Raw genomic sequence first — 14,161 nt, 5'->3', positions numbered from 1 at the left:
GCCGGGCCGTGGAAAATTAGTCACCGGCCCCACGTCCGGATGCGGCTTATAATGTCCGCCCCATGGCTTTGGTCTGCCCAAGGAGAACACAATGAGCTGGTCCGCCCAACAATATGTTGCTTTCGAACAGGAACGCACCCGCCCGTCCCGCGATCTGCTGGCAGCGATCCCGCAAATGCAGGCGCGCCAGGTGATCGACCTGGGCTGCGGCCCCGGCAACTCCACCGAATTGTTGGTGGACCATTTTCCCGGCGCAACGGTGCGTGGCCTCGACAGTTCCGCCGATATGGTCGAAGCCGCCCGCAAGCGCTTGCCCAACGTGTCATTCGACACGGCCGACATCGGCCGCTGGAACGAAAACGGCCCCTTCGACGTGATCTTCGCCAACGCCGTGCTGCAATGGCTGCCGGACCACGCCACCCTGCTGCCATCGCTGGTGGACAAGCTCAAGCCAGGTGGCAGCCTGGCGATCCAGATGCCCGACACCCTGCACCAGCCGTCCCACCGCTTGATGCGGGACATCGCCGCCAACGGCCCTTGGGCCAGCCAACTGGCCGGCGCGGCTGATTCGCGGACCGAGGTGGAGGATGCCGCCACCTATTTCAAGATTCTCAAACCCCATTGCACTCGCGTCGACGTGTGGCGCACCACCTACCACCATCCGCTGGCCGGTGGTGCCTCGGGAATCGTGGAATGGTTCAAGGGCAGCGGCCTGCGTCCGTTCCTCGAACCCCTGGACGAAGCGCAACGCGAGGACTATCTGACGCAGTACCACAAGGCCATCGAACAGGCGTATCCAGCCCTGGACGATGGCTCGGTCCTGCTGCCGTTTCCAAGGTTGTTCATCGTCGCGACGCGCTAGGGCGATGGTCGGGAATGAGGACAAAACACCAGGCCGAACCGGTCGCAACAAAAGGAAAAAGAACTGAGAATAGTGCGAAACCATTCCCAGCTCTAATCTCAAACAAGTTAAAGAATTACAAACACGTAGAACTGCTAAAGCTCTCGAATATGAATATTATCAACATCAACAATTGGATCGCCAAAATCAACAAGTGCTTGACGGATCCAGATTTCTCCAGCACCCGCGTCCTCACTCGTCATAGTAAACGTGAACTTATAGGTCTCCCAATGAGGTGTTACTTTAAAGTTTTCGTTCCCTTCTTCTGCAGCGCCATAGACAGTCATAGCCAGATACGCACGCCCATAAGTTTCAGAGGTTCCTCGAGCCAGAACGCTCATCTCATAACTTTTACCTAAGGCGAAAGAAATTCCTGTATGAGCCAATCTGGGAAATTTACCAACCGCGACCAGTTCACAGTAATAGTTACCCTTTTGCCCCTCTTTGATGGATGCGTTTTGCACTAACACCCAACCGTTGGTGTTTCGACCTGAAAAATCAGTATAGTGATCGAGTTTATTTATTCCGGTTGCTTTTGAAGTAGTCATGGTTGAACGTCCTCTGTGTATTGAAGTGTTATTCAATCCCGTTCCTGAATTACTGGCTACTGTCAAACTTTACAGGTACGGGGCCTTTCCCGACGGATGGCCAGAGAGTCATTTACTTAGGCGATGGTCGGGTGGCGAGGGCTAAATTTCTGATCCAGGCCCTCGTTACCTGCTAAGACCAAAACCCGCAAGAGTGATCGCCGTGGACCTGCAAACCATCCTGGGCAAGCTGTTCGCCAATGCCGGCGCCGTTGGCATCGAAGGCGTTTTCCAATTCGTGTTCGGCCCGCACCAGGCGTTCTGGTCCGAGGTCAAGGCCAGCAGCCACACCCAGGCTGGCCGCCACGCCAGCCCCGACGTGACCATCGAAGTGGCGGAAACGGACTTTCTCGGGATCATGGCCGGCCTGGCCAACGTCGAGGAACTGTTCGCCAGCGGTCGCCTGAAGATCGGCGGCAACATGGGCCTGGCGACGTTATTGCCGCAGATCATCGACCATGCGCGCCACGGCAATCGGCCGGTGGAAAAGGTCGACATGAACAAGCGCTACCCCACCCCATCGCGCTTCAGCGAAACCCTCACCGCCAGCCGGCCAATCCAACGCAGCATCGAGCGTCAGCCGCGCAGCAAGCTATCGGTGCAAGACTTCCAGGCGCGCTATCTGCCCCATGGCATCCCAGTGATCATCAGCGATGCGCTGCAGGACTGGCCCTTGTTCAAGCTCAGCCGGGAAGAAACCCTGGTGCATTTCGCCAAGCTGCAAGGCATCACCCGCCATGGCGATTATACGAAGAAGACCTTTTCCACCGAGCGGGACTTTCGCTCCACCTCCATGGCGGACTTCATCGCCTCCCTCGACAGCCCGGCGCCCAAGCGCGCCGACGGCGAACCACCGGCCTACATGGGCAACAATATCTTGCCGGCGCAGTTGATGGAGCTGATCAAATATCCGCCCTATTTCGATCCGTCGCTGTTCATTCCGCCGCGCATCTGGATCGGCCCCAAGGGCACCCTCACGCCGCTGCACCGCGACGACACCGACAACCTGTTCGCCCAGGTCTGGGGCCAGAAAACCTTCACCCTCGCCGCGCCCCATCACCGCGAGGCACTGGGCACCTGGTCGACCGCGCCCCAAGGCGGATTGGACGGCTGTGATTTCAACCCGGACGCGCCGGACTACGAGCGTTTCCCCAGCGCCCGGGACGTGACGTTCATGCGGGTGACGCTGGAGGCCGGGGACCTGCTGTTTTTGCCGGAGGGTTGGTTTCACCAGGTGGAGTCGGTGTCCACCTCGCTGTCGGTGAATTTCTGGGTGAATTCGGGGCGGGGTTGGTGACAACACTAGCGGAGCCGACCTTGTGGCGAGGGGATTTATCCCCGTTGGGCTGCGTAGCAGCCCCTCAAAAGGACAACGCGTTTAGCTTGATGTATATCAAGTAGAAGGGTTGGGACTGCTGCGCAGTCCAGCGGGGCGGTGCGACGTTTCGCTAAATCCCCTCGCCACAGCGCTTTGCGCTCACCTTTGCTGGCGATAACTCTGCACCGCCGACCCAAGCACCACCGCCCCGGCCGCAATCGCCAGCCAGAACCCACTGCGTGCGCCAAACGTATCCACCAGCCACCCCGAACCGGCCGCGCCGATCGCCACGCCGATGCTCAGGCCGGTCACCAGCCAGGTCAGGCCTTCGGTCAGCCGGGCCGGCGGCACGATACGCTCCACCAGGGCCATGGCGACGATCAGCGTCGGCGCGAAGAACAACCCGGCGACGAACACGGCCAGGGACAAGCCGAGGATATTGCTCGCCAACAGCAACGGCAGCGTGGTGACTGCCGTCGCTACGCCGCCATACAGGAACAGCCGCGGCAATGGCAGTTTCGAGCGCAGCGCGCCGAACGCCAGCCCGGCCAGGCACGAACCGATCGCATAGACCGACAGCACGATGCTCGCCGCCGCGGGCTGCCCCTGCTGCTGGGCGAACGCGACGCTGACCACGTCCACCACCCCGACGATGACACCCATGGCGACCATCAACGACAGCAGCAAAAGCACATCGACTGAACCAATGATCGAGCCCTGATGATGCGCCTGGTGCGGATGCACCGGCGGCTCGGTGCCACGCTGCAGGACAAACGCCGTGACGCCGATCGCCAGCAGCAACACCGAGGCCAGCGGCCCCGCCTCGGGAAACGCCACCACGCACAAACCCACCGACAACGGCGGCCCTACGATGAAGCAGACCTCGTCCAGCACCGACTCCAGCGCATAAGCGGTGCGCAATTGCGGCTGGCCGCGATACACCTCGGTCCAGCGCGCCCGCACCATCGCCGACATACTCGGCATGCAACCGGCCAGCGCGGCGAACAGGAACAGCGTCCAATGGGGCGCCTGCAATCGCGTGCACAACAACAGCATCAACAACGCCCCGCCGCCCAGCAACGCTGACACCGGCAACACCCGCCCCTGGCCGAAACGGTCCACCAGCCGCGACACCTGGGGCGCGCAGAACGCGGTCGCCAAGGCAAACGTTGCCGCCACCGCGCCGGCCAATCCATAGCCGCCCTTGAGTTGCGCAAGCATGGTGATCAGGCCGATGCCGGTCATTGATATGGGCATGCGCGCGACCATCCCCGCCAGCACGAAGCCGCGGCTGCCGGGGGCTGTGAACAATTCACGATAGGGGTTTGCCATGGGACGCGGCCTCAACAAGGGCCTGCAACTTGCCATAAACGACCGGGCCGGGGAAAGCGCAAAACTGTGGGTGAAATGTGAAGACTGTTTCCCGCAAATGAACTCTCGGCACGTGGCGCCAGTCAGCAAGTAAGGCCCTCAGTTCAAGGTGCTACCCATGCAGATTTCCCTCGCCCGACAAGTAGCCTTGGTGACCGGCGCCAGCTCCGGCATTGGCGCTGGCTCGGCAAAGGCGCTGGCGGCGGCCGGTGCCGCCGTGGTCCTCAACTACCATTCCAGCGCCGGCCCGGCCGAAGAGCTGGCCCGCGAGATCAACGACAGTGGCGGCCGCGCCATCGCCATCGGCGCCGACGTGTCGAAGGAGCAGGACGTTGAACGCTTGTTCGCCCAGGCCCTCGACGCCTTCGGTACGCTGGACATTCTCGTCGCCAACTCCGGCCTGCAAAAAGACGCTGCCGCCGTCGACATGAGCCTGGACGACTGGAACACCGTCATCGGCGTCAATCTCACCGGCCAGTTCCTCTGCGCCCGCGCCGCCCTGCGAATCTTCAACCGCCAGGGCATTCGCCAAGGCGTGTCCCGCGCCGCTGGCAAGATCATCCATATGAGTTCGGTGCACCAGCGCATTCCCTGGGCCGGCCACGTCAACTACGCAGCATCCAAGGGCGGCATCGACCAGCTCATGCAGACCCTGGCCCAGGAAACCAGTCACCAGCGCATCCGCATCAATAGCATCGCCCCCGGCGCCATCCGCACGGCGATCAACCGGGAGGCCATGGAGGGCGACAATGAGCAGAAAATCCTGGAGCTCATCCCCTACGGTCGGGTCGGCGATGTGGAAGATGTCGCCAACGCGGTGGTCTGGCTGGCGTCGGATTTGTCCGATTATGTCGTGGGCACCACGCTGTTCATCGATGGCGGAATGAGCCTCTATCCGGGGTTCCGCGGCAATGGCTGATCATGACGAACCGCAAAGCCCCATCGAGAACCACGGGATCATTGGCGACATGCGCACTGCCGCGCTGGTCAACGATCGTGGCAGCGTAGATTTTTTCTGCTGGCCGGAATTCGACAGCCCGTCGATCTTCTGTTCGCTGCTGGACACCGCCGAGGCCGGTATCTTCCAACTCGCGCCGGACTTGCCAGACGCCCGTCGCCAGCAAATCTACCTACCCGACACCAACGTCCTGCAGACCCGCTGGCTAAGCGACGGCGTTGTGGTGGAGATTACCGACCTGCTGCCCATCGGCGACAGCGAGGATGACCTGCCTGTGCTGATGCGGCGGGTGCGCATGACGGTCGGCAGTGCGACATTTCGCATGCGTTGCGCGGTGCGCCATGACTATTCCCGTGCCGCGACCACGGCGCGCCAGGACGGCGACCACGTCATCTTCGAGGCCGCGCAACAACCGAGCCTGCGCCTGTGCGCCGACCAGCACATGACGCTGGACGGCCAGGCGGCGGTGGCCGAGTTCACCCTGGCGCAAGGCCAGACGGCGGAGTTTCTTCTCGGAGGCATCGACGACACGCGCCTGGTGGATAACACCAGCACGCTGTGCCTGGAGCGAACCCTGGCGTTCTGGCGCGGCTGGATCAGCCAATCCAACTACCGCGGTCGCTGGCGAGAAATGGTCAACCGCTCCGCGCTGGCGCTGAAACTGCTGACGTCACGTAAACAAGGCGCCATCCTCGCCGCCGCCACCTTCGGCCTGCCGGAAACACGCGGTGGCGAGCGCAATTGGGATTACCGCTACACCTGGATCCGCGACGCCTCGTTCACCGTCTACGCATTCATGCGCCTGGGCTTTGTCGATGAAGCCAACGCCTACATGCGCTGGCTGCGTGGCCGGGTCAGCGACTGCCGCGATCAACCGACCAAACTCAACATCCTCTACGGCCTGGACGGTCGGCTTGAGCTGCCCGAAACCGAACTGACACACCTGAGCGGCTACGGCAACGCGCGGCCGGTGCGCATCGGCAACCTGGCGTACGAGCAAGTGCAGTTGGACATCTTCGGTGAGTTGATGGACGCGGTGTACCTGGTCAACAAATACGGCGAAGCCATTTCCCATCAGGGCTGGAAACACACGGTCGATGTGGTGGACCAGGTGTGCACGATCTGGCAGGACAAGGATGTCGGCATCTGGGAAATGCGCGGCGAGGAGCAGCATTTTTTGCATTCGCGGCTGATGTGCTGGGTCGCCGTGGACCGCGCCATTCGCCTGGCAAGCAAACGCTCCCTGCCCGCCCCGTTCGCCCGCTGGGATGAGACGCGCCAGGCCATCTACGAAGACATCTGGACGAACTTCTGGAACGACGAGCATCAGCATTTCGTCCAGCGCCTGGGCAGCACCGCCCTCGACGGCTCGATGCTGTTGATGCCGCTGGTGCGCTTCGTCAGCGCCCGTGATCCGCGCTGGTTGTCGACGCTGGACGCCATCGAAAAGGACCTGGTGCGCGACGGTATGGTCTATCGCTACCGCACCGACGACGACCCCATCGACGGTCTCATCGGCACCGAAGGCTCATTCGTCGCTTGCTCGTTCTGGTACGTCGAATGCCTGGCCCGCGCCGGCCGCGTGGAAAAAGCCCAACTGGAATTCGAGCAGTTGCTGCGCTACGCCAATCCGCTGGGATTGTATGCCGAGGAATTCGACAGCCACGGTTATCACCTCGGCAATCTTCCCCAGGCGTTGAGCCATTTGGCGCTGATCAGCGCGGCGACCTTCCTGGATCGCAAGTTGAGTGGAGAGAAAAATCATTGGCAGCCGTGAGCTGCGCTCGGACTAGTAGTGGAAATGTTCCTTTTGTGGCGACCGTCCACATTTCATCCTTATGCCTGTGCCAGGTTGCCAGCCCCGCATCCCTCTCCTAAGATCGATGCACGCAAGGGTGCAGCGGAGCTGCCCTAAAACCCGATTCAAGGACCCGACATGACCCATATCAAACGCTCAATCATCACCGAGCCCCGATCAGGGCTGACCCGCGAAGAACTCTGGGACGAACAGGACAAGGGCCTTATCAAATGCTGGGAAATCGGTCGCGACCGGGCGGCGAGGTTCCCCGAACTGGCGCAACGCTGTTTGGCCGGTGAACTGCCGGTGCTGGGTTGGAAAGGCGGAGTCAGCCGCAGCCTGAAGAAAACCGCCAAGTTCGGTTGTCTCAAGTACCTGGCCCAATGGCAGGGCCTGCGCGGCGAAGACCTCGACATCGACCTGACCCAGGAGCGCACCCTGACCTGCTCCAGCACGAACATGGTCGTGACGTTCACACCGGACCGGGCCAAATACCTGAACCAGGAGCCCGCCTGACCCCAACCGATTGAAGCCGGAGACCGACATGATATCTGCGCCCAAGGTCAATTTCGCGGTGACGCCACTGCTGCGCATCGCCTACGAAGAACACGGCCCTGCCAGCGGCGACCCGATCATCCTGCTGCACGGCTTCCCCTATGATCCGCGTACCTTCGATGAAGTTGCCCCGGCCCTGGCCCAACGCGGCTATCGAGTCATCGTGCCGTACCTGCGCGGCTACGGCCCAACCCGGTTCAACAACCCAGCCATCGCCCGCTCCGGGCAACAGGCGGCGTTGGCCCAGGACCTGCTGGACCTGATGCACGCGCTCGACATTCCCCAAGCGGCGCTGTGCGGCTATGACTGGGGAGGCCGCGCCGCCTGCATCGTCGCCGCCCTGTGGCCCGAACGCGTGCGCTGCCTGGTCGCGGGCGACGGCTATATCGTGCAGGACATTCCTGGCTCGACCCAACCGCTGGGTCCCGAAGATGAACATCGCCTGTGGTACCAGTATTACTTTCACACCGCCCGGGGCGTCGAAGGCCTGACGCAGAATCGGCGTGAACTGTGCCAATTGCTCTGGCGCCTCTGGTCGCCAACCTGGAAACGCGGCGCCGAGCTGTATCCGCTCACCGCCCCGTCATTCGAGAACCCGGACTTTGTCGACGTGGTGATTCATTCCTACCGGCATCGCTTCATGTACGCGCCGGGAGATCCGACGCTTAAGTGGATGGAGGAGCAACTGGCGGCGCAACCGGCCATCAGCGTGCCGAGCATTTCCCTGCGCGGGGCCGATGATGGTGTGGGACCGCCGTCCGAACACGACGAAGATGCCGGGCATTTTACCGGGCACTACGAACGCCGCGTGCTAGCCGGCGTCGGCCATAACATTCCTCAGGAAGCCCCCGAGGCTACGGTCAAGGCGTTACTGGATCTGCTTGAGCGTTGAATCGCTCCCGATAGGCCTGGGGCGTCACGCCCACGGCTCGCAAAAAGCTGCGGCGCAGGGTTTCTTCGCTACCGAAGCCACATTGCAGGGCGACGCGCTTGACCGGCACCGCGCTGTCGGCAAGCAGGCGGCGGGCGGTCTCGACGCGGATCAGTTCCACGGCGCGGGCCGGGGTCTGGCCGGTCTCGGCGCGGTAATGACGGACAAAACTGCGTTCACTCATGCCCGCCTCGGCAGCCAGGCTCGACAAGCCCAGGTCCCGCGTCAGGTGCTCGGCGATCCAGGCATGTAATTTATCAAAGCGACCGCCCTGTTTTTGTAGCGCCAAGGTAGCGCTGAACTGCGATTGCCCACCAGGGCGCTTGAGAAACACCACCAAGTGCCGCGCAACCTCCAGGGCCATCGCCCGACCAAGGTCCTCTTCGACCAACGCCAGTGCGAGGTCGATCCCGGCCGTGACCCCGGCCGACGTCCAGACCGAGCCGTCCTTGATGAAAATTGGATTGGGTTCGACTTGCAATTGCGGGTGTTGCTTGGCCAGTTGTTCGCAGCGGGTCCAGTGAGTCGCCACCCGGCGCCCGTCCAGCCAACCACTTGCCGCCAACAGGAACGCGCCGGTACACACTGACGCGACCCTTCGCGAGCGCACTCCTTGGTGTTTGACCCAGGCCACCAGGGCCGGATCCTCGGCGGCTTCGTATACGCCCCAACCACCGGCGATCAACAACGTGTCGCTGTCTTCGTCGGGGAGCGGATCGGCCATCAGCGCCAACCCTGCCGAAGACATCACCGCCCCGCCACCGGCAGCGACGACGGTCGGCGCATACGGCATCGGCAAGCCTTGCGCACGGGCCAGATCGTTGGCCGACGCGAACACCTGCAAGGGCCCTGTGACGTCCAGCACCTGAACGTTGGCAAAGGCCAGCACATGAATGGATTTCGGCGTATTTGGCATATTGGCGTGATTCGTGGGCTGATTGGCGAATACGCCAGATCCTACGAGCCTACAGTGAAACCGTCCACCCCTCGGGGACCATCCACAGGAGAAAGCGACATGACATTGCAGATTGGTTTTCTGTTATTCCCCCAGGTGCAGCAACTGGATCTCACCGGCCCTTATGACGTGCTGGCCTCCCTGCCCGACGTGAAAGTCCACCTGATCTGGAAAGACCTGGCACCCGTTACCGCCAGCACCGGGCTGGTCTTGCTGCCGACCACTACGTTCGAAGATTGCCCGACGCTCGACGTGATCTGCGTCCCCGGCGGCAGCGGCGTCGGTCCGCTGATGGAAGACGAGCAGACCCTGGCTTTCATTAAGCGCCAGGCAGCCCACGCCAAGTACATCACCTCGGTGTGCACCGGTTCGCTGGTACTCGGCGCGGCGGGTTTGTTGCGCGGCAAGCGCGCCACCACCCATTGGGCTTTCCACAGCCTGCTGCAACCGTTGGGCGCGACCCCCATCAAGGACCGCGTGGTACGCGATGGCAATCTGTTCACGGGCGGTGGCATCACGGCGGGCATCGACTTTGCCCTGACCCTGGCGGCAGAACTGTTCGACCGGGACACCGCCGAGCTCGTGCAATTGCAGCTTGAGTACGCCCCCGCCCCGCCGTTTGTCTCAGGGAGTCCGGACACTGCGCCAGCTAAAGTGCTGGAAGAGGCCAACCGGCGCTCGGCGGAGTCGCTCCGGGTGCGTTCGCAGATCACTCAGCGGGCTGCGGCGCGGTTGGAAAAGGCGTAGCGGTAAATTTCAGCCAGGCAAGCGGATGTTCTGCCTGGCTGAAACGGATGTCGAACCGGTACGCCTCAGTACGGGCTGGCCGTTGGCCGTACCACCAGCTCACTGACGTCCACGTCCGCCGGCTGTTCGATGGCGTAGGCAATGGCCCGGGCAATGGCCTCAGCGGGGATGGCGATCCTGCGGAACTCGCGCATCTCGGCGCGTCCGCCTTCGTCGGAAATACTCTCGGCCAGTTCCGATTCGGTGACGCCCGGGGAAATTACCGTTACGCGAACGTCTCCACCCACCTCCTGGCGCAGGCCTTCGGAAATGGCCCGCACGGCAAATTTCGTGGCGCAGTAAACCGCGGCCGTTGGGCTGACCGCGTAGGCACCGATGGAGGCAATATTGATGAACTGGCCGCTGCGTTGGCGCTGCATCAGTGGCAGGCCTGCGGCAATACCATGGAGGACGCCGCGGATGTTGACGTCGATCATCCGGTCCCACTCATCGACTTTGAGGGCCTCGAGCTTGGAGAGGGGCATGACGCCGGCGTTATTGATGATCACATCGAGTCGGCCGAATTTTTCGACGGCGAAATCGATCAGGTTCTGGACGTCATCGCGACGGGTCACGTCCACGGCTTTGCAAGCGGCTCGCTGGCCAGCGGCCTCAATTTCTTGCACGAGCGTCTGCAAACGGTCCACGCGTCGGGCACCCAATACGACGCAAGCCCCCCGGGCCGCCAGCAAGCGTGCTGCCGCCTCACCTATCCCGCTGCTAGCGCCAGTGATGACCACGACTTTGTTCTGAATATCGGACATGATGAATCCCTCGTCTGGATGTGTTGGCTCCTGGGTGGAGCGTTTCGACAGGTCCAGATTAGGGATTCGCTCTGCGCTTCGGTTAGCCGGATTCTCCTGCGCATTTGCACGATCCTGTAACGATAACGCCTCTGGCCGTCGCGGCTGCAATCCGCTTTACTAGCGCGATCCATTGAATTGGCCAGGGAGATTGATCGGCATGTCGGTATCCACGTCCATCACCATCACGCCCGATAACCGCGTAGACCTGCGTCGCGCCGAACTGGCGAGCCTGATGAAGCGCTTCGCCCCGGAATATGGCGCTCACGCCACGGCCATCGAGGCGCTGCACCTTATCCGCAGCGACCAACCCACCGAAGCCCTGCATGTCGTACACAAGCCGGCGCTCTGCGTCATTGTCCAAGGGCGCAAAGAAGTCACGCTGGCGGATGAACGCTATGTCTATGACCCGCTCAATTATTTGGTAGTCTCGGTGACGCTGCCTCTGGCCGGCCAAGTGATCGAGGCCAGTCCCGAGCAACCGTACCTGTGCATTCGCCTGGACATTGATCCGGCCCAGATCTGTAGATTGATCGCTGATGCCAGCCCCATCGGCGTACCGACCGAAAGGGCCAATCGTGGATTGTTCCTGGATCGCATTGATGAACCCTTGCTCGACGCAATGCTGCGCTTGCTGCGGTTGCTCGACAGCCCGGAAGACATCGCCACCCTTGCGCCGTTGGCCCAGCAGGAGATTTTCTACCGACTGTTGCGCGGTACCCAAGGCCGGCGCCTGCATGAAATCGCGATTCCTGACACCCAGACCCACCGCATCAGCCGGGCCATCGAGTGGCTCAACAGCCACTATGCCGAACCGTTGAGCATTGAGAGCCTGGCGCAAATGATCAATCTCAGCCCTTCGGCCCTGCATCATCGCTTCAAGGCCGTGACCGCCATGAGCCCGCTTCAATACCAGAAACAACTGCGCCTGCAGGAAGCCCGACGGTTATTGTTGGCCGAGAACGGCGACGTTTCGTCAATCGGCTACAAGATGGGCTATGAAAGCCCTTCCCAGTTCAGCCGTGAGTACAGCCGTTTATTTGGCGCCTCGCCCAGCAAAGACATCGCTCGTCTGCGAGCCATGGCATTACAGGCCAGCAGCGCCTGATTCGACAGGCAAACAGGATCAGGCAAACGCAAGGCAGTTTCGGACTAACGACGTCCCCCTCCTCATTCTTATTCTGAACCCATGCAGTAAGACAACCGTCCAGCTGCAACGGGTTCAGCAGATCTCGATATCTGAACGACCCGGCACTCACCCCATTGATACCGGAGTCATGCTATGAAAACTTTCAATTCGTCGCTCGCCATTATTGCCTTCGCCTTGAGCACCACGGCAGTTGCCCTGCCAAGCCAGCAACAGGACCGCTTCTTTACCCAAGCGCTTGATCAACAGCAGTCCGTAGCAGCAGACGGTACGGAGCGTACCGCCGGTGGCCGCGCACTGGCTGCTGATGGCTCGGAGCGTACCCCTGGTGGGCAGGCACTGGCTGCTGATGGTTCGGATCGAGTACTGGCCCGACGTCTGGCATGAGAGACCTACTTTGTTGCAGACGAAAAAAAAACCCGCCTAGGCGGGTTTTTGAGGACCTATTAGACTCCTGTCCGGCACTCCATGCCTGGTCCCATCATCCGTGACCCCGAGCACTCCCTGTACTCAACGGTTGCACATAGATTAGTCCCGTCGCGTACGAGGGCAAAGACGATAAAGCAGCAATGGCGTGTAAGTTTTTCGCCATGTAGCGTTTTCGACAACTTTTCAACAGACGAAAAAAAACCCGCCGAAGCGGGTTTTTCCAAGACCATTACGACTCCCTGTCGATAGCTTTCCTTGCAAGGCCGATCATCCCTGATCCTGAGCACTCCCTGTGCTTCAGTGGATGGGGTCAGAATACGCGTGGGATCCAAAGTGGAATAGAAGAGATAGCAACCAACGCGTGTAAGACATTCGCCATACCCACCCTTCCGTAAACCCTTAGCCTCTTAAGGGGACCGTTGGGATACCACCGTTTCCCACGCCTGCCGAGGAACGTCAACCTGGAATTCATGCCTTGTTCAAGAACTCTTCAATATTAGCCATTTGCTCATCCCAGCCACGACTGTCCATACGGAAGGCCTTGAGTCGGCGCGCCTCGGGGATATCGTTGAATCCCGATTCCACTACCTTCAGCAGGGTGCCTCCATTCATATCCTCAAGCTCGAATTGCACGCGCGTCTCGGACTCCGAAGAATAATCCATCTCTGGCTGGATGGCATAAGGATGCCAACGAAACGAAAATACCCGCTCGGGCTCGACCCGCTCCACCGCCACATCCCAAGTAAGGTGCTCATAGCCAGGGTAGGTAATCTTTCCTTGGGTCCGCTCCCCCGCAACGAATCGTTTACCCACCAGATTCACGCCAAACCATTGGCCAAAGACCTCGGCATTGGCCAAGGCTCGCCAGACTTGTGAACGCGGCGCCTTGAGTAAGATCTTTCTTTCTATACGATCGGATAAATGCATGGGGTCACCTCCTGTGTTCAACAGTAGGCTTGTAAGACCACGAGTCCAACCGGAAAGTTGTATCGGACCATCGCTTGGGTACATTCCCGCGCCAGTTTCACCCTTCAAGGAGACATTGATAATGTCCACCCGTTTGCTGCTTCCCCTGATTCCCCTGCTGTTCATCAGCACTGTTCAGGCTGATGCTTGCGCCAATGCCACCACTCAAGGTGATATGAATCAATGCGCAGCCCAGGAGAACAAAGCTGCCGACAAGGAACTGAACAGCTTGTACAAACAAATCACAGCACGCTTGATGGACAATGCCCACGCCAAGCAGTTGCTGGTCAAGGCCCAACGTGCATGGATCGAATTCCGTGACGCTGAATGCAGCTTTTCCGCGTCCGGAGTCGAAGGCGGTAGCGTCTATCCCATGATTCACGATGAGTGCATTACAAACTTGACGAAGGCACGGGTCGAGGCGCTCAAGACCTACCTAAAGTGCAAGGAGGGAGACTTGAGCTGCCCGGTACCCGAGGCTTGATGGATGGATATTGGAGGGATGACCTGGTCATCCCTTTTTTTCTCAAAAACAAAACCCCTACCTGCGTCAGCAGATAGGGGTTTCGGAATTTAATCTTGACGATGACCTACTCTCACATGGGGAAACCCCACACTACCATCGGCGATGCATCGTTTCACTTCTGAGTTCGGGA

The 14,161-nt window shown here is 60.7% G+C and carries 15 protein-coding genes and 1 rRNA gene; 10 read left to right on the top strand and 6 right to left on the bottom strand.

Going from position 1 to position 14,161, the window contains the following annotated elements:
• Nucleotides 1–91 precede the first annotated feature (91 nt).
• A complete protein-coding gene (gene tam / locus JMN22_RS10665) occupies nt 92–862 on the top strand; it encodes a trans-aconitate 2-methyltransferase (RefSeq protein WP_198797598.1) in 771 nt (256 codons plus the stop codon).
• A 134-nt stretch (nt 863–996) separates the two neighbouring features.
• Here the strand turns inward: tam and JMN22_RS10660 are convergent, their stop codons facing one another.
• Nucleotides 997–1,449 (bottom strand): carbohydrate binding domain-containing protein, encoded by a 453-nt coding sequence (locus JMN22_RS10660; RefSeq protein ID WP_198797599.1) that lies wholly within the window; start codon nt 1,447–1,449, stop codon nt 997–999.
• Between the two features lie 202 nt (nt 1,450–1,651).
• Here JMN22_RS10660 and JMN22_RS10655 point away from each other — a divergent pair, with 202 nt between their 5' ends.
• Nucleotides 1,652–2,785, top strand: a complete 1,134-nt coding sequence (locus JMN22_RS10655) for a cupin-like domain-containing protein (RefSeq protein WP_198797600.1) — start codon at nt 1,652–1,654, stop codon at nt 2,783–2,785.
• Between the two features lie 180 nt (nt 2,786–2,965).
• On the opposite strand, the gene JMN22_RS10650 is transcribed toward JMN22_RS10655, so the two are convergent.
• Nucleotides 2,966–4,138 (bottom strand): MFS transporter, encoded by a 1,173-nt coding sequence (locus tag JMN22_RS10650; protein WP_030140863.1) that lies wholly within the window; start codon nt 4,136–4,138, stop codon nt 2,966–2,968.
• 157 nt (nt 4,139–4,295) lie between these two features.
• Here JMN22_RS10650 and JMN22_RS10645 point away from each other — a divergent pair, with 157 nt between their 5' ends.
• The 4 genes from JMN22_RS10645 to JMN22_RS10630 all read left to right on the top strand — a co-directional run bounded on the left by JMN22_RS10645 (nt 4,296) and on the right by JMN22_RS10630 (nt 8,380).
• The gene (locus JMN22_RS10645; protein ID WP_198797601.1) at nt 4,296–5,096 is read left to right on the top strand and encodes an SDR family oxidoreductase; all 801 of its coding nucleotides are present in this window, start codon (nt 4,296–4,298) and stop codon (nt 5,094–5,096) included.
• Entirely contained in the window at nt 5,089–6,912 is a 1,824-nt protein-coding gene (locus JMN22_RS10640; protein WP_198797602.1) for a glycoside hydrolase family 15 protein, read from the top strand. The genes JMN22_RS10645 and JMN22_RS10640 overlap by 8 nt, the downstream gene beginning before the upstream one ends.
• Nucleotides 6,913–7,071: 159 nt before the next feature.
• A complete protein-coding gene (locus tag JMN22_RS10635) occupies nt 7,072–7,449 on the top strand; it encodes a hypothetical protein (RefSeq protein WP_198797603.1) in 378 nt (125 codons plus the stop codon).
• A 28-nt stretch (nt 7,450–7,477) separates the two neighbouring features.
• Nucleotides 7,478–8,380 carry an alpha/beta fold hydrolase gene (locus JMN22_RS10630; protein WP_198797604.1) on the top strand — a complete coding sequence of 301 codons (903 nt, stop codon included), beginning with the start codon at nt 7,478–7,480 and terminating at the stop codon, nt 8,378–8,380.
• Here JMN22_RS10630 and JMN22_RS10625 read toward each other — a convergent pair.
• Entirely contained in the window at nt 8,349–9,335 is a 987-nt protein-coding gene (locus JMN22_RS10625) for a GlxA family transcriptional regulator (protein WP_030140858.1), read from the bottom strand. The genes JMN22_RS10630 and JMN22_RS10625 overlap by 32 nt on opposite strands.
• A 99-nt stretch (nt 9,336–9,434) precedes the next feature.
• Here JMN22_RS10625 and inhA point away from each other — a divergent pair, with 99 nt between their 5' ends.
• Nucleotides 9,435–10,121, top strand: coding sequence for an isonitrile hydratase (inhA, locus tag JMN22_RS10620; RefSeq protein ID WP_030140857.1), 687 nt, complete (start codon nt 9,435–9,437; stop codon nt 10,119–10,121).
• Between the two features lie 65 nt (nt 10,122–10,186).
• Here the strand turns inward: inhA and JMN22_RS10615 are convergent, their stop codons facing one another.
• Nucleotides 10,187–10,924: an SDR family oxidoreductase gene (locus JMN22_RS10615; protein WP_198797605.1), complete on the bottom strand. Its 738-nt coding sequence runs from the start codon at nt 10,922–10,924 to the stop codon at nt 10,187–10,189.
• Nucleotides 10,925–11,123: 199 nt separating this feature from the next.
• Here JMN22_RS10615 and JMN22_RS10610 point away from each other — a divergent pair, with 199 nt between their 5' ends.
• Nucleotides 11,124–12,071 carry an AraC family transcriptional regulator gene (locus JMN22_RS10610; RefSeq protein ID WP_198797606.1) on the top strand — a complete coding sequence of 316 codons (948 nt, stop codon included), beginning with the start codon at nt 11,124–11,126 and terminating at the stop codon, nt 12,069–12,071.
• Nucleotides 12,072–12,245: 174 nt separating this feature from the next.
• Nucleotides 12,246–12,497, top strand: a complete 252-nt coding sequence (locus JMN22_RS10605) for a hypothetical protein (protein ID WP_030140854.1) — start codon at nt 12,246–12,248, stop codon at nt 12,495–12,497.
• A gap of 510 nt (nt 12,498–13,007) precedes the next feature.
• Here JMN22_RS10605 and JMN22_RS10600 read toward each other — a convergent pair.
• Nucleotides 13,008–13,466, bottom strand: a complete 459-nt coding sequence (locus JMN22_RS10600) for an SRPBCC family protein (protein ID WP_030140853.1) — start codon at nt 13,464–13,466, stop codon at nt 13,008–13,010.
• A gap of 121 nt (nt 13,467–13,587) precedes the next feature.
• Here JMN22_RS10600 and JMN22_RS10595 point away from each other — a divergent pair, with 121 nt between their 5' ends.
• A complete protein-coding gene (locus JMN22_RS10595; RefSeq protein WP_030140852.1) occupies nt 13,588–13,989 on the top strand; it encodes a lysozyme inhibitor LprI family protein in 402 nt (133 codons plus the stop codon).
• Between the two features lie 93 nt (nt 13,990–14,082).
• Here JMN22_RS10595 and rrf read toward each other — a convergent pair.
• Nucleotides 14,083–14,161, bottom strand: a 5S ribosomal RNA gene (gene rrf / locus JMN22_RS26820); the annotation flags it as partial.

It is taken from the genome of Pseudomonas sp. HB05, from assembly GCF_016756915.1.
Lineage (GTDB): Bacteria > Pseudomonadota > Gammaproteobacteria > Pseudomonadales > Pseudomonadaceae > Aquipseudomonas > Aquipseudomonas alvandae.
This window is presented reverse-complemented; position numbering and strand designations above follow the sequence as displayed.